This is a genomic window from uncultured Paenibacillus sp., from assembly GCF_963515335.1.
GTDB lineage: Bacteria > Bacillota > Bacilli > Paenibacillales > Paenibacillaceae > Paenibacillus_I.
In genome coordinates, this window is sequence record NZ_CAUPYC010000037.1 from 25,649 (window position 1) to 39,985 (window position 14,337).

A 14,337-nucleotide genomic window follows, 5' to 3' on the forward strand; every position below is an offset into this window, starting at 1 on the left:
AACTACACGGATGAGGATGGGAGAGTGCCGGGTTGGAAGAATATTTGATTGCAGTCATTATGGGCATTGTGGAGGGATTGACGGAGTTCCTGCCGGTATCTTCGACGGGGCACATGATTCTGACCGCGGATTTGCTCGGCTTTGAGGGCGATGTTGCGAAAACGTTCGAGGTCGTCGTGCAGCTGGGCGCGGTTTTGGCGGTGCTGGTGCTGTATTGGAAAAGGTACATGGGCATTCTGAACGATTTTTTCCGCTTTGACTTCAAGCGGAAAAACAAGCTCAATGCGATACATATGATTATCGCAATGGCGCCGGCAGGCATTTTGGGGATAAGCCTGAGCGGGTTTATCAAAGATTATTTGTTCGGCGCTTCTACCGTGCTGATCGGTCTGGTGATCGGCGGCGTTCTCATGATCGTCGCCGAGAAGGCTAACCGTAAAATTACGTCCGAGCACTCGGACGACATCACATACAAGCAGGCCTTCGGCATCGGATTGTTTCAGTGCCTGGCGCTGTGGCCGGGCTTTTCGCGGTCGGGATCGACGATGGCCGGCGGCCTGCTGTTCGGTACGAGCCGGCAAGCGGCGGCGGATTTCACGTTTATGATCTCCGTCCCCATCATGCTGGGAGCAACGGGAATCGACCTGTACCAAAGCCGTGATTTTCTCACCGGCGACGATCTTTTGTTATTCATGATCGGACTTGCTACTTCGTTCATCGTCGCCATGATCGCCGTCGTCACGTTCCTGAACCTGATCAAGCGTCTGAGCCTCACCTGGTTCGCGATTTACCGCTTTGTCCTGGCGGCCGCCTTCTACTTCCTTGTGATGTATTGATCATAGGGAAAGGCCGGCGTTGAATCCTTTTCACCGCTGCTTGCGTATTAGACGGATATTACGATTATGGAGGAATGGCACAATGATGATTACGACGACACCGACGATCGAAGGCAGACCGATCCAGGACTATATGGGCATCGTGAACGGCGAGGCGATTATGGGCGCCAACATCGTGCGGGACTTTTTGGCGTCCATTACCGACGTCGTCGGCGGACGCTCCGGCTCCTACGAAACGAAGCTGAAGGAGGCGCGCGACATCGCGATCGGCGAAATGATCGACCAGGCGCGCCGCATGGGGGCCAATGCGGTTGTCGGCATCGACATCGATTACGAGGTCGTGCGGGAAGGCATGCTGATGGTAGCGGTCAGCGGCACAGCCGTAAGAGTATAAGGGCCAGGGAATTGCCGTTCGGAAAAGAAAAGCGGATGAACTTCGGGGAGCGCGAACTGGCGACAGATTCGGCGCTTCTTTTTTCGCGGAAGCAATGATTCCGGCTTATTAAAATAAGGGAAGCCCGGAGGCATTGCGACGAAACTTTTCGGCGGCTTGCGTCGTCGTTAACATTGGTTCATTAATGATAAAGAGGGGGAAGCCTGTGGGCATCAACGAAGCGCAAAGAACGTTGTGTTCCGTCTTATGGGCCGCAGTGCTGCTGCTCGCTATCGGCGCGGCGGACGGCTTGGCCGCGCCGGCATCCGCGGCAGCGACGGGAGGCATCGAGTTCAAGGCCGAAGCGGGCTTTAACGGCAAGCAGAAGGACGGCAAATGGACGAGGCTGCGGGTCACGCTGACCAATAGGACGGAGCGGGATTTGAAGGGAGAACTGGCTTTTACCGCGATGCTTTCGAACGGCGGCTACAACGTAGCCTATGCCGTCCCGGCCGAGCTTCCGCCCGGGACGCCGGTGGTGCTGGAGCTCACCGTACCGGGGATGGCTTACAACAAAGTCAATAACCGGCTGGCCTTCCATACGGGCAAAGCGCCGGGCGGCCCAACGGTGCCGTTCACATCGAACCGCCCTTATGTGGAGGCGCCTGCAGACCAGGCCACGCTCATCGGGGTTGTTGCCCGTGACCCGGATACGCTTAATTTCATGCCGATTCTGAATACGAAGGGCTATGATCTGAACGTTGTGCCGATTAAGGAGGACGATCTGCCGGACCGGTCGATTCAGCTGGACGGCCTCGACTTCCTTGTGCTGAACGACGTTCCGACAGGAAGCTGGAGCGAATCGAAACGTGAGGCCGTTCGCGCATGGGTGCAACGCGGGGGGACGCTGATCGTGGCCGGAGGCGCCGGCTATGCGAAGACGGCCGAGGGCTTTGCGGATCTCGCGCCCGTCAAGCAGGAAGGCACCGCGAGCCTGAAGACGGCGGCCGCCCTCGTACAGCTTGCGGGAGGGAAAACGCCGCTGAATTTAACCGTCCCGGTGACCTTATCGGCAGGCACGCTAGCCGCGGGCAACGTGTCGCTCGCAGACGGCGGGCTTGCGCTGGCGGCGAACCGCTCGTACGGCAACGGACAGGTGGTGTATGCCGCGTTCGACCCGTCGCTCGAGCCTTTCGCTTCCTGGACGGGCAGCCCCGATCTATGGGCCCGCTTGCTGGGCGGTTCATTAACGCCGGTTATGCCGGGCACCGCGGTACAGGCAGGCATTGCGCCGGGGGGCAATATGTGGGAAATCGATTCCCTGTTGAATGAATTCCCGTCGATTCAGGCACCGTCGGTAAATGTGCTGATCGTTTTCTTTTTTATTTACATATTGATCGTGGCGCCGGTGCTGTATCTGGTGCTGCGCAAGCTCGACCGGCGCGAATGGGCATGGTGGATCGTTCCGCTCGCGTCGCTGGCAAGCAGCGTCATTATTTTCACGGTGGGCGCTTCGGATAAAAGCGCGACGCTCGCGCACAGCCTGCGCATCGCGGAACTGTCCGGCGATGGCGACGGCATAAGGTCCGCCGCCGCCGCCGTTTTCGTGCCGGGAGGCGGACGGGTGGAGGCGGCGTTCGAGCCGGGTGTCGCGCTGCTGCCGTTTCAAGACGGCCGCGGCGCTATGGGGAGCGTAGCCGCGAACCCGACCTATCAGACCGTGCATGACGGTACGGACGAAACGAGCGTCGTCTGGAACGAGGTGCCTTACTGGTCCGTCCGCAAAACGTGGGTGCGCTACGACAAGCCGGCACAGCTGGGCCGGTTCGCGATCGGCACGGAACTGAAAGCCGGGAAGCTGACGGTAACCGTCAAGAACGAGACAGGCGCCGACCTGACGAACGTCGGGCTGCTGTTTAACGGCACGGCCTTTAAGCTGCAGAACTTGAAGCAGGGGGAGTCGTCGAAGACCACGGTTCCGCTCGTCGTCCCGAACGGGTTGGGCGGTTTTTACGACTACGGCGGCCAGCTATTCCCATGGCCGTCCAATAATGGGGATATATATGCACGAGAGCGGGGGCTGCTCAATTCCTTCATGAATGCCGGTCAACGCGCGGGGGCGATGCGGATGCCGTATGTGGTCGGCTTCAGTTCCGATCGGGAAGCATGGTTTACGATCAACGGCAAGCGGGCCGGGACGGATAATCTGACGCTCTGGGCTCAAGCGCTCGATCTGTATGCGGCGGAAAGCGGCGGCGGCTTCGTTGCGCCGGGAACCATAACGCCGATGCTGACGGTCAACAAAACCCGGCGTTATTCGTACGATCCGATGTCCGGCCGGATCGATTTCGGCCAAGGACTGCTGGAGTTCGAGTTCGTGCTGCCGGCCGGCGGGCGTGCCTCCTACGATTCGTTAACGGTGTACGGCTCCCGACAATTGGACGGCCAGCTACAAACGACAGTCTGGAATGAAAAGAAGCAAAGCTGGGAGCAGGTCGACTTCGCCAACGCGTCGTCGTTCACGCCGGCCGATCCGGCTGACAATTACGTGACCGTGAACGGTTCCATCCGGATGAGGCTGGAAACCGCGAGCCAGGCAGGCACGTTTATGCCGACCGTGGGGCTGGAAGGGAAGGGGAAGCCGTAATGGAGACGACTGTACGAACGGATGCGGATGCGGCGATTGCCTCGCCGGCATCGTCGGAAGCGCCGATGATCGAAATTCGCGGGCTGTCCAAGCAGTTCGGCGGCTTTCACGCGCTGAAGTCAATCGACCTGGTCATTCCGCGCGGCACGGTGTTCGGCTTCGTCGGCCCGAACGGCGCCGGCAAGTCCACGACGATGTCGATTTTGGCTACGCTGCTCGCGCCTACATCGGGCACGGCCAAGGTAGGCGGCTACGACGTCACCGAGCACCCGAAGGAGGTGCGGAAGCTGATCGGCTATATGCCCGATTTCTTCGGCGTATACGATCAGTTCAAGGCGACGGAATACCTGCATTTCTACGGCGCCAGCTACGGCATTCCGAAGGCGGAGAGGGAACGGCTGATTCCGCAGCTTCTCGAGCTGGTCAATCTGTCCGACAAGAAGGACGCTTATGTCGATACGCTTTCGCGCGGCATGAAACAGCGTCTGTGTCTTGCCCGCTGCCTCGTGCACGATCCGGAGCTGCTCATTCTCGACGAGCCCGCGTCAGGCCTCGACCCGCGCGCCCGGATCGAGATGCGCGAAATTCTGAAGGAACTGAAGTCGATGGGCAAAACGATCATCATCTCCTCCCATATCCTGCCGGAGCTGGCGGAGATGGTGGATGAGATCGGCGTTATCGAGCAGGGGAGCATGGTTGCGAAGGGGAATGTGCAGGACATCCAAAACCGGCTGCGCGTGAAGCGGATTCTTCAGATCCGGCTGGCGGGCGGCGAGGAGGAAGCGGAGGCGTTCCTGCGCGACCGGCCGTTCGTGAGCCGGGTCATGCGCGACGAGCGCGGCGTTCATGTCCACTTCGGCGGCCAGAACGAGGAGCAGTCGGAGCTGCTGCACAGCTTGATCGAACGGGGATTTCGGATGATTTCGTTCAGCGAGGCGCAGACGAATCTGGAGGACGTGTTTCTTGAAATTACGAGAGGAGGCGGGGACGGCGAATGAACGAAACGACCGGTTTTGCGGACAAATGGCGGTCGAAGCTGATCAATCCGGTGCTCGGCAAGGAATTCACGCTGAGGATGCGCACCCCACGTTCGATGTGGGCGCTGTTTTTTTACCTGCTTGCGATCGGCCTCCTCGCCCTGGGTTTTCTCTATGTCACGCGGATGTCCGGCAGCAGCGCGAACGCGTTCAATCCGGAAGAGAGCCGGATGATGTTTATATTTATCAGCTTCGTGCAGCTCGGGCTGATCGCCTTCATGGCGCCCGGCCTGACGGCCGGCGTCATCAGCGGCGAGCGCGAGAAGCAGACGCTGAACCTGCTGCTGACGACACAGCAGAGCTCAGCCGGCATCGTGATCAGCAAGCTCGTGTCGTCGCTTAGCTTCATGGTGCTGATTACGCTCGCGACGATGCCCGTATACAGCATCGTGTTTCTGTTCGGCGGCATCTCCCCGGGACAGGTCGGCATGGTGTTCCTGTTCTACATGTTTACGATGCTGGCGCTAGGCTCGTTCGGCATCCTGTTCTCGACGCTGTTCAAGCGGACGATGCTCGCGGTCATCGTAACGTACGGCATTACGCTGTTCCTGTTTGGCGGAACCGCGTTTCTGTATCTGGTCCTCTCGGAAACGATGCAGCAAATGACGCGGAGCGGGAGCGGCGCGGCCGGCGGCGGTTACGGATGGATCGGCCATCTGCTCGCGATGAATCCGGCAGCGGCGCTGTACAGCATTTTCGATCCGGACATTACGCGGTCGGCGTTTCGGATGCGTTGGAACGGCAGCGGCACGCCGGGCCGGCAGCCGGCGCTCCAGCTGTGGCAGGAATTCCTCATCATCTATTCCGTGTTGATCATAGCCGCGGTGCTGACGGCCATTCGCTACATACGGCCTCGGTTGAAGAAAAAAGGCAAGAAGGGTTGACAGCGCCCGGGAAAGCGGGAGCAAGGAGGGACGGGAATGGGCCGCGCAGCGAATGAGGATCGGTCGACGGAAGGCGCAAAGCGGATAGCCGAATGGAAGAAGCTTTTGAAGCCGGTGCGGCGCCGGCTGCTGGTTCTTCGTACCGTTCGCCGGATCGCCTACGGGCTGTTATCCGGCGCCGGCGCGGCGGTGCTGCTGCTGACGGCAGCCCGGCTGTGGCCCGTCGCGAACGTTCGTTGGTACGCCGCCGCTCTGATCGGGGCCGGCTTGCTGGCCGGCGCTTCGGCGGGTGTGCGGCGCGGCGTAACGGCCCGAGAGGCGGCTATGGTGATGGACCGTGACGGCACGGACGACGCGGTCGGAACCGCTCTCGGCCTGCTGCACGATGATAACGCGGTGGCGCGCTTGCAGCGGCAGGATGCTGCGGCTCTGGCGGAGCGTTACGTCGCGCGGCTGGCGGAGCATATTCCTTGGCCGGGCTGGAGGAACGTCCGGAGCTTTGCCGGCGGAACGGCGCTGCTCGGCGCCGCGCTCGCCGTCCTGCTGCTCCTCCCGAATCCGCTGGACGATGTGCTCGCGGATCGCGCGGCGGCCAAGCGGGAGACCGTGAAGCTGGACGAGGCGGCCCGTGAAGCGGAAGCGAAGTTGAAGGAAAACGGTCTTGACAACGAGCAGGCCGAGGCGCTGAGCGAGTCGTTGGACCGGCTGCGCGAACGGCTGGGTAAGCTTGACGATCCTTCCGGGACGCTGGATCGGATCGAAGAGGCGATGCGGGAGATGGACCGGCTCGCCGCCGAGCTTGCCGAACGGGAGAAGGCGGTCAAAAATTGGGCGCGGGAGGTTCAGCGGCCCGAGTTGCTCCGCAAGCTCGGGGAGGCGCTCGAAAGCGGCGACCGGGAAGGGCTGCGCGGCGCCATGGATGAGCTGCGCGACGAGGTGCGGAAGCTGACGCCGGAGCAAAAGCAGGCATTGGCCGAGCAGCTGCGCGAGCTGGCGCAAAGCGCGCCGAGCAGCGGCGAAGAAGGTTCGGAGAAGCCGCTGGAGCAGTCGCTCGAGCAAGCCGCCGGCCAGGTGGAGCAAGGTGATGGCGCGAATGACGCGCTCGCCGGATTGGAGCGGGCGCTGGACGCCGAGCTGACCGCCGACGAGCTGGAGAAGCTTGCCCGCCGGATGGCGGGTCAGCTCGGCCAAAGCGGCGACGCGCTGGCGGCGAGGCTCGGCGCGGAAGCGGGAGCCGGTGGTGCGGCTGCCGCATGGAACGGCAGCGCGAACGGCGCAAGCGGCGAAGGAGGCGCGGCCGGCCAGGCCGGCGGTGAAGCGGGCGGCGCTTCGGAAGGCGGTGACGGCGCAGGAGACGCGGGCGCGGAAGGTTCGTCTGGCTCCGGGCAGGGCTCGGGTGCCGGTACCGGCAGCGGGCAAGGTGCGGGCAGCGGCCCAGGCCCGGGGGGCGGTGAAGGCGCAGGCAGCGGCTCGGGCGGAGGCAGCGAGGGAAGCGGCGGAAACAGCGTTGGTTCAGGGAGCGGAACGGGCGGAGGCGGAGCCGGCTTCGGTCAAGGCGGCCGCACGCTCGTCACGACGCCGAGATCGCTGGCCGGAAGCGGAAATATACAGAAAGACGGCGGGCCCGCAAGCGGAGGGGAAATTTCAAACGACGGCACGGCACCCGCTGTTGACGGCGGCGCGCAATCGTACGAAGCCGTTTTTTCCGAGTATGAGGCACAGGCCCGCCAGTCGTTGAACAGGAGCCCGCTGCCGCAGTCGATGCAGGAGCGGGTAAGAAATTATTTTGAGGAAATCCAGCCTAATCGGTAGAGCTTCGGGAGGACGTTATGATCGAATCGAAAGCGCAGGTGGAAGAAGCCGTCGGACGTTACGAAACGATCCGGCGGGAAATCGGGCAGGTCATCGTCGGCCAGCAGGAGACGGTGGACCAGCTGCTCTGGTGCATCATCGCAGGCGGGCATGCGCTGCTTGAGGGCATCCCGGGCTTGGGCAAAACGTTGCTGGTCCGCACGGTCGCCGACACGCTGGATCTGTCGTTTTCCCGGATCCAGTTCACGCCGGATTTAATGCCGGCCGATATTACCGGCACGCAGCTCGTCGAGTTCGGCCTCCAGGGGCAAACCTCTTACCGTTTTCAGCGGGGACCGGTGTTCGGCAACCTTGTACTGGCCGACGAAATCAACCGCGCGACGCCGAAGACGCAGAGCGCGCTGCTCGAAGCGATGCAGGAGAAAACGGTGACGGTCGGCGGCGAGACGCACGCGCTGCCGCAGCCTTTTTTCGTATTGGCGACGCAAAATTCGGTTGAACAGGAAGGGACCTATCCGCTGCCGGAAGCGCAGCTCGACCGTTTCCTGCTGAAAATCGAGGTTTCGTATCCGAGCCGCGACGAGCTGAAGGAGATCGTGCGCCGGACGACCTCGCCGGTAGAGAGCAAGGCGTCGCGCGTTGCGGACGCCGGGACGCTGCTGACCTTGCAGCGCTTTGCGAAGGAAGTGCTCGTGTCCGACGAGGTGCTCGATCTCGCGGTGCAGACGCTGATGCTCACCCATCCCGAGGAGCCGGGCGCGCCCGAGCCGGTTGTCCGGTATGTCCGCTACGGCTCCGGACCGCGGGGCATTCAGTCGTTGATCGCAGTAGCCAAGGTAAAAGCGCTGCTGGCCGGCAAGCTGCACGTTTCCTGGCAGGATGTACGGTCCGTCGCGCTTCCGGTGCTGCGGCACCGACTGGTGCTCGGCTACGAAGGCCAGGCGGCCGGCATCCGGCCCGACGACATCGTCGGGGCGGTCGTGTCGGCGGTGGAGTCGGGCCGATGAGAGCCGACGAAGAGATTCGGGGGCGGAAGGCGGCCGATTGGCTGTTTCCCGATCCCGCGCTGCTGCGCAAGGTTGAGCGGATGACCGTTGCGGCGAAGAGCCGCGTGCGCGGCAAGATGCAGGGGAAAAGGCGGTCGCGCACGCTCGGCAGCTCGCTGGAATTTGCGGACTATCGGCCGTATGCGCCGGGCGACGACATCCGCAGGCTGGATTGGAACGTTTACGGCCGGACGGGACGGGCTTATGTGCGGCAGTTCTGGGATGAGCAAGAAATTACGGTCACGATGTATGTGGACGTATCCCGGTCGATGCGGTTAGCGGCAGGTGGCGGGGCTTCCGCGGGCTTTGGCGGCGTCGGTGCGGATGAAGCGGAAGCGCCGCTTGCTCCGGAGAGCAGCAAACTGGCCTATGCGCTGCGGCTGGCCGCCTGCGTCGGCTATGCTGGACTGGCGGGCGAGGACCGGGTTGGCGCGACCGGCTTTGCGGAAGGCATCGCGAGCAAGTTTGCCTCGTTAAGGGGCAGAGGCTCAGCCGGCCGGTTGTTTGCTTTTCTCGCGGAACTGGCGCGCTTCGACCCGAGCGGCGGCGGTTATTCGCATCCGGCCGCCGGCGGCTTGGACATGTCGAAGGCTTTGTCGCTGCCGGAGGCGCTGCCCCGCCGCTCCGGACAAACCTGGCTGTTTACGGACGGACTCTATGAAACCGGAATCGAGGAGACGCTTCAAGCCTTGCTGGCGGCCGGGCAGGATGTCGTATTCGTCCAGCTGCTCGGTCCGGAGGAGCTGCGTCCCGAGCTCGCCGGCGAGCTCAAGCTGATCGACTCCGAGACGGGCAGCGGCAAGGAGGTCGCAATCGCCGGCGGCGTGCTGCGCGCCTACCGGGCGGCGGTGGACGAGCACTGCGCGGGAATCAGGCGGATGTGCGCGAAGCGAGGCTTCGCCTATGTTTTTGCGGACACGTCGCGGCCGGTTGAAGAGACGGTCGTCCGCTCGCTGCTGGGGCAAGGCTTGCTTAAGGGGTAGAGGGCGGCGGCAGGCTCGGTGCATGTCTCCGCTTTGGACCGAGCAACGGTTCCCGCTTGAGCCGCAGATAGCAAGACAGACTCGAATAGGCATCGGAAGGAGGGCGGAGCATGGGATTTCAATCGGCCGTATCGGCATGGTACGCATTATCGCTGCCGTTGATCGCGCTCATGTATTTGCTGAAACGGACGTATGTCGATACCGAAATTTCCAGCGGCCTGCTATGGCGCCGGGTGCTGCGCGAGCAGGAGGCGAACCGCCCTTGGCAAAAGCTTCGCAGACAGCTGCTGCTGCTGATGCAGCTTCTCGCCGCCGCTCTCCTCGCCTTTGCGCTGATGCAGCCCTATGTGGAGGGAGCAGCGGCATCGTCGGCGCCGGCTGCCGCGGTGCTGGACGTTTCCGCAAGCATGGCGGGCGACGCGGCAATCGGCGGCGGAACCGCATGGGAGCAGGCCAAGGCCGCCTTCCGGCAGTGGCTGAACGAACAGCCGTCCGGCAAGCCCGTGACGCTGATCGCCGCAGGAGAAGAGCCGGATATCGTGCTGGCGGACGAAACGGATAAAAATACTCTGCTGGAGGCGGTGAATGAGCTCAAGCTTAATTACGGAAGCTCGGACGGTCCGGCGGCGCTGTCGCTAGCCGACGCCGTGCTGAAGAACGGGCGGGACGGCGAGATCGTCGTGTTTACCGACGGCCGTTGGCCCGGCGCCGAAGCGGCGTCTTTTCAGGCCGGCCACCCGGTGCGGATCGTGCCCGTTCAAACCGGACGGAGCAATGTGTCGGTCGCCGCTTTCGGCGTGAAGCCGTTATCGAACGGAACCGCTTACTCGGGCGTGGTGACGCTCATTCATTACGGAGCCGAGCCGGCGACCGGAACGTTGACCGTAACCGCCTATAAGGACGGCAGGGAATTCGGCCGACCGTTCAACAAGTCCGTCACGCTGCGTCCGGGCGAGCAGAGGAGCTATCCGGCGGACCGTTTGCCGGAAGCGGATTATTACCGGGCCGATATCGACATACCCGACGCGTATGCGGCGGACGACAAGGCCTACGCTTTTCCGGTTACGGACGGGGAACGCCGAGTGCTGCTGGTCGGCAAAGGCAACCTTTTCCTGGATAAAGCGCTGCAGTTGGCCGGCGTCCGGACCGTCCAGGCCGATCCCGAAAGCTTCAAGCCCACCGGCCGGGCGGAGGAAGAGATCGACTGGATCGTACTCGACGGCGTGAACGAGGAGGAATTGGACTCCCGCGAATGGAAACGTCTCCTGGCGAACAAGCCGCTGTGGCGGATCCGGTCGGCCGGTTCCCCGCCTTCCGGCGCCGTTGCGGCCGAGCCGAACGGCAGCGGGGCGAGCGTAAGGGATCATCCGGTCACCCGGTATTTGACATTTCAGGACTTGCATATTTCCCGTCTGGTGAAGGCGGATGCCGGGGCGCTCGGCGATCCCATCGTCACCTACGGAGGCGTTCCGGCGATCTATGCCGGCGCGGTGTCGGGCAAGCCCGGAATTGTTTTTGCTTTCGACCTGCATGATTCGGATTTACCGCTCAGGCCGGAATTTCCGATTCTGGTCGCGCAAGCGGCCGAGTGGATGAGCGGCGGCGCATCCGGGCATTTGGGCAGGCAAATTGCCGGAACCCGGTTCGACGTCCGCTTGCATACATCGGCTGCGGCTGCAGTCTGGGAGCCGGTGGAGGCGGGAACGGCGGGAGAAGGAGCGATCGCGGCGGATGTGACGGAGCGGGGCTTGTCGTCCGAACAAACCGCGCCCGCCGTCCCGGGATTGTACCGTTTTGTCGAAAAAGACGCCGGCGGCGCAGTATTGGGCGCACGGCTGCTGGCGGTGACGCCGGAACCGGGGGAAGGCGCCTGGAACAAGCCGCCTTTCACGCAAATCGGTTCGGCGGCGCCGAAAAACGGAGGCGGTTCGGCCGGCGGCGAAGGCGATGCAGACGGTGCCGGCGGTGAAGGGACTGCCGGCGGTGAAGCCGCGGCAGACAAGGCAGGCACCGGTTCCAGGCCGTCAAAGGGCGTGAACGGCAGCGGCGCAACGAATAGCGCATCCGCCGCATTGCCGGTCGATCGGCAATCGCTTATTCCATGGATTGCTTGTTTTCTTTTGCTGCTGCTGGCGGCCGAATGGGGGGTGTACCGGCGTGGGACTGCTGGTTGAACGCCCCTGGGCGCTGCTCCTGCTCCTGCCTTGCGCCATATTCGTGTGGCGGATCGCGGCGTCCACGCTGCGCTTGACGGGAGGGCGCAAGGCGGCGGCCGTCACCGTAAGAGCCGTCATTCTGCTGCTGCTCGTTTCAATTGCCGCAGGCGTCATGCCGTACATGGAGCACAGCCGCCGGGACACCGTTTTTGTCGCGGACCGCTCCGCAAGCTTGAATGCCGACGAACGGCTCGCCGACTGGTTAAACCGGGCGATTGGCTCCAAGGAGGAAAATGACCGGGCGGCGGTCGTTTCGTTCGGATTGAACGCCGTCGTCGAACGTTCGCTGTCCGGAACGGCCGAGAGCGGCGTATCGCTGCGGGCCGGCGTCAACGATTCATTCAGCAACGCCGCGGGCGGGCTGCAGCTCGGCTCCGGTTTGCTGGAGAACGGCGGGCGGGTCGTACTGCTGTCGGACGGCGAAGAAAACGTCGGCGATTTGCTCCGTCAAGGACGACGCCTCAAGGAACGGGGCATTGCGGTCGATGTGGTGCCGATGCCCCGCGCCGAGCGGCCCGATGCCGCAATCGAATCGCTTGACGTGCCCGCCGCCCTGAAGCAGGGCGAACGGTTTACGTTCGAGCTGACCGTTGCAAGCACATTCGCCGGCGAGGCGGAGCTGCGGTTATACGAGGACAATACGGAGAAGGCGCGGGAAGCGGTCGTGGTCGAGCGGGGGGAGAACCGGTTCGCGCTGCAAAGCGTGGCCGCGGCTCCCGGGTTTCACCGTTACCGGGCCGAGCTGTATGCGAACGGGGACGAGCGGAGCGAGAACAACACCGCGTATGCGTTCAGCCGGATCGACGGACCTCCGGCGGTGCTTGTTGTGGAAGGCAAGTCCGGATCGTCCGTGAATATCCGATCCGCGCTGGAGGCGTCCCTCATTCCGTATGATGTGCTGCAGCCGGAAAGGCTCCCGCTGGAGTTCGCCGACTACGCGCGTTATGACAGCATTATTTTGAATAACGTGCCTGCGATGCGGATCGCGGAAGCGCCGATGAACCATCTGGCGGCGGCTGTCCGCGATCTCGGAATCGGCCTGATGATGACAGGCGGGGAGGACAGCTACGGACTCGGCGGTTACTTCAATACGCCGGTCGAGCGGGCGCTTCCGGTATCGATGGCGCTTCAGGGCAAACGGCAAATTCCGTCGCTCGGACTCATTCTGGTCATCGACCGGTCGGGCAGCATGGAAGGCGGCAATTTGGAGCTCGTCAAGGAGGCGGCGCTGCGCACGGTCGAGCTGATGCGCGACAAGGACACGGTCGGCGTCGTCGCATTCGACGATGCGCCCTGGTGGGTGATGGAACCGGTCAAGCTCACGGAACGCGATTCGGTCATGAGTGCGATCCGGGGCATTCAATCCGGCGGAGGGACCGACATCTATCCTGCCGTCAACGCGGCGTTGACGCGGATGAAAAGCATCAAGGCCGAGCGCAAGCATATCATTTTGCTGACGGACGGCATGTCCGCGGGCAGCGGAGGCTATTCGGCGCTGACCGGCGATATGGTCGACAACCGGATCACGATGTCCTCCGTCGCGATCGGTGACGGCGCGGATACGGCTTTATTGGAAAGGCTGGCGAAGGAAGCGAAGGGCCGGTATTATTTTACGAACGATTCGAGCACGATCCCGGCCATATTCAGCCGCGAGGCGGTCATGATGTCGCGTACCTATATCGTTGAAAAGCGGTTCGTTCCGCAAATCGGAGCCGCCGGAGATTGGGCGCGCCGGCTCACGTCCGGCGTGCCGGCGGTCGACGCTTATGTCGCGACGTCCGCCAAAGCGACCGCCGAGACGGCGCTCGTAACGCCGATGGGCGATCCGCTTCTGGCCCGCTGGCAGTACGGTTCCGGCCGGACGGTGGCCTGGACGAGCGACGTGACGGGCCGATGGGCGAAGGATTGGACGGGATGGCCGGCTTTCCCGGACGTTTTTGCGGAATGGGTAAAATGGACGTTCCCGCAGTTCTCGAGCGAGCCTTATGAGATCGACGCCGCATTGAACGGCGGCGTTGCGGAGCTGACGATTCGCGAGGCGGGCGGCGGCGACGGCTTGACGGCGCCGAACCTGCGGGCGGCTGTGACGGATGACACGGGCAAGCGGACGGAGCTTGCGCCGGTGCCCAATGCGCCGGGGGATTACAGCGCTAGCATGACTGTTGCGGGGCCCGGCGTGTATATCGCGAATATCGGCGGCTCGGACGGAGGCGGATTGACCGAGGAGGCGGCAGCCGCTTCGGGCGGGACGACGGCCGGCTTCGTCATCCCTTATTCGCCGGAGTACCGGTTAACCGATGGCGGCGGCCGCGAGAAGCTGGAGCGGCTCGCCGCAGCGACCGGCGGCCGCGTGCTATCGCCGGAGCGGCCGGAAGAGGCGTTCGCCGGCAAGCCGGCGACGAGCCGGGAACGGGTTGATTCCACGCGGGCGCTGCTGATCGCGGCGCTGGTGGGGTGGCTGGTAGCTATTTGGCGCCCGCGCCGATAGATCACCTGGGGGCGG

Annotated in this window: 10 protein-coding genes; all 10 read left to right on the forward strand. The window is 63.3% G+C overall.

Annotated elements, in window-relative coordinates; genetic code table 11:
* Nucleotides 1-32 precede the first annotated feature (32 nt).
* Nucleotides 33-836 (forward strand): undecaprenyl-diphosphate phosphatase, encoded by an 804-nt coding sequence (locus RWM61_RS12795; RefSeq protein ID WP_314001317.1) that lies wholly within the window; start codon nt 33-35, stop codon nt 834-836.
* A gap of 82 nt (nt 837-918) precedes the next feature.
* Nucleotides 919-1,230 carry a YbjQ family protein gene (locus tag RWM61_RS12800; protein ID WP_314001319.1) on the forward strand — a complete coding sequence of 104 codons (312 nt, stop codon included), beginning with the start codon at nt 919-921 and terminating at the stop codon, nt 1,228-1,230.
* Between the two features lie 205 nt (nt 1,231-1,435).
* Nucleotides 1,436-3,856 (forward strand): hypothetical protein, encoded by a 2,421-nt coding sequence (locus tag RWM61_RS12805; RefSeq protein ID WP_314001320.1) that lies wholly within the window; start codon nt 1,436-1,438, stop codon nt 3,854-3,856.
* Between the two features lie 65 nt (nt 3,857-3,921).
* Nucleotides 3,922-4,854 (forward strand): ABC transporter ATP-binding protein, encoded by a 933-nt coding sequence (locus RWM61_RS12810; protein WP_314001340.1) that lies wholly within the window; start codon nt 3,922-3,924, stop codon nt 4,852-4,854.
* Nucleotides 4,851-5,777, forward strand: coding sequence for an ABC transporter permease (locus RWM61_RS12815; RefSeq protein ID WP_314001322.1), 927 nt, complete (start codon nt 4,851-4,853; stop codon nt 5,775-5,777). Before RWM61_RS12810 ends, RWM61_RS12815 begins: the two co-directional genes overlap by 4 nt.
* 36 nt (nt 5,778-5,813) lie before the next feature.
* Nucleotides 5,814-7,589: a hypothetical protein gene (locus RWM61_RS12820; RefSeq protein ID WP_314001324.1), complete on the forward strand. Its 1,776-nt coding sequence runs from the start codon at nt 5,814-5,816 to the stop codon at nt 7,587-7,589.
* A 17-nt stretch (nt 7,590-7,606) separates the two neighbouring features.
* The gene (locus RWM61_RS12825; protein ID WP_314001326.1) at nt 7,607-8,596 is read left to right on the forward strand and encodes an AAA family ATPase; all 990 of its coding nucleotides are present in this window, start codon (nt 7,607-7,609) and stop codon (nt 8,594-8,596) included.
* Nucleotides 8,593-9,618: a DUF58 domain-containing protein gene (locus RWM61_RS12830; protein WP_314001328.1), complete on the forward strand. Its 1,026-nt coding sequence runs from the start codon at nt 8,593-8,595 to the stop codon at nt 9,616-9,618. Before RWM61_RS12825 ends, RWM61_RS12830 begins: the two co-directional genes overlap by 4 nt.
* 110 nt (nt 9,619-9,728) lie before the next feature.
* Nucleotides 9,729-11,792 carry a VWA domain-containing protein gene (locus RWM61_RS12835; protein WP_314001330.1) on the forward strand — a complete coding sequence of 688 codons (2,064 nt, stop codon included), beginning with the start codon at nt 9,729-9,731 and terminating at the stop codon, nt 11,790-11,792.
* Nucleotides 11,776-14,322, forward strand: a complete 2,547-nt coding sequence (locus tag RWM61_RS12840; RefSeq protein ID WP_314001332.1) for a VWA domain-containing protein — start codon at nt 11,776-11,778, stop codon at nt 14,320-14,322. The genes RWM61_RS12835 and RWM61_RS12840 overlap by 17 nt, the downstream gene beginning before the upstream one ends.
* The last annotated feature ends 15 nt before the right edge of the window (nt 14,323-14,337 follow it).

Coding starts and splice junctions, on each gene's coding strand:
- RWM61_RS12800 (WP_314001319.1), top strand. CDS start 919: ATGATGATTACGACGACACCGACGATCGAAGGCAGACCGATCCAGGAC.
- RWM61_RS12825 (WP_314001326.1), top strand. CDS start 7,607: ATGATCGAATCGAAAGCGCAGGTGGAAGAAGCCGTCGGACGTTACGAA.
- RWM61_RS12820 (WP_314001324.1), top strand. CDS start 5,814: ATGGGCCGCGCAGCGAATGAGGATCGGTCGACGGAAGGCGCAAAGCGG.
- RWM61_RS12830 (WP_314001328.1), top strand. CDS start 8,593: ATGAGAGCCGACGAAGAGATTCGGGGGCGGAAGGCGGCCGATTGGCTG.
- RWM61_RS12815 (WP_314001322.1), top strand. CDS start 4,851: ATGAACGAAACGACCGGTTTTGCGGACAAATGGCGGTCGAAGCTGATC.
- RWM61_RS12835 (WP_314001330.1), top strand. CDS start 9,729: ATGGGATTTCAATCGGCCGTATCGGCATGGTACGCATTATCGCTGCCG.
- RWM61_RS12810 (WP_314001340.1), top strand. CDS start 3,922: ATGATCGAAATTCGCGGGCTGTCCAAGCAGTTCGGCGGCTTTCACGCG.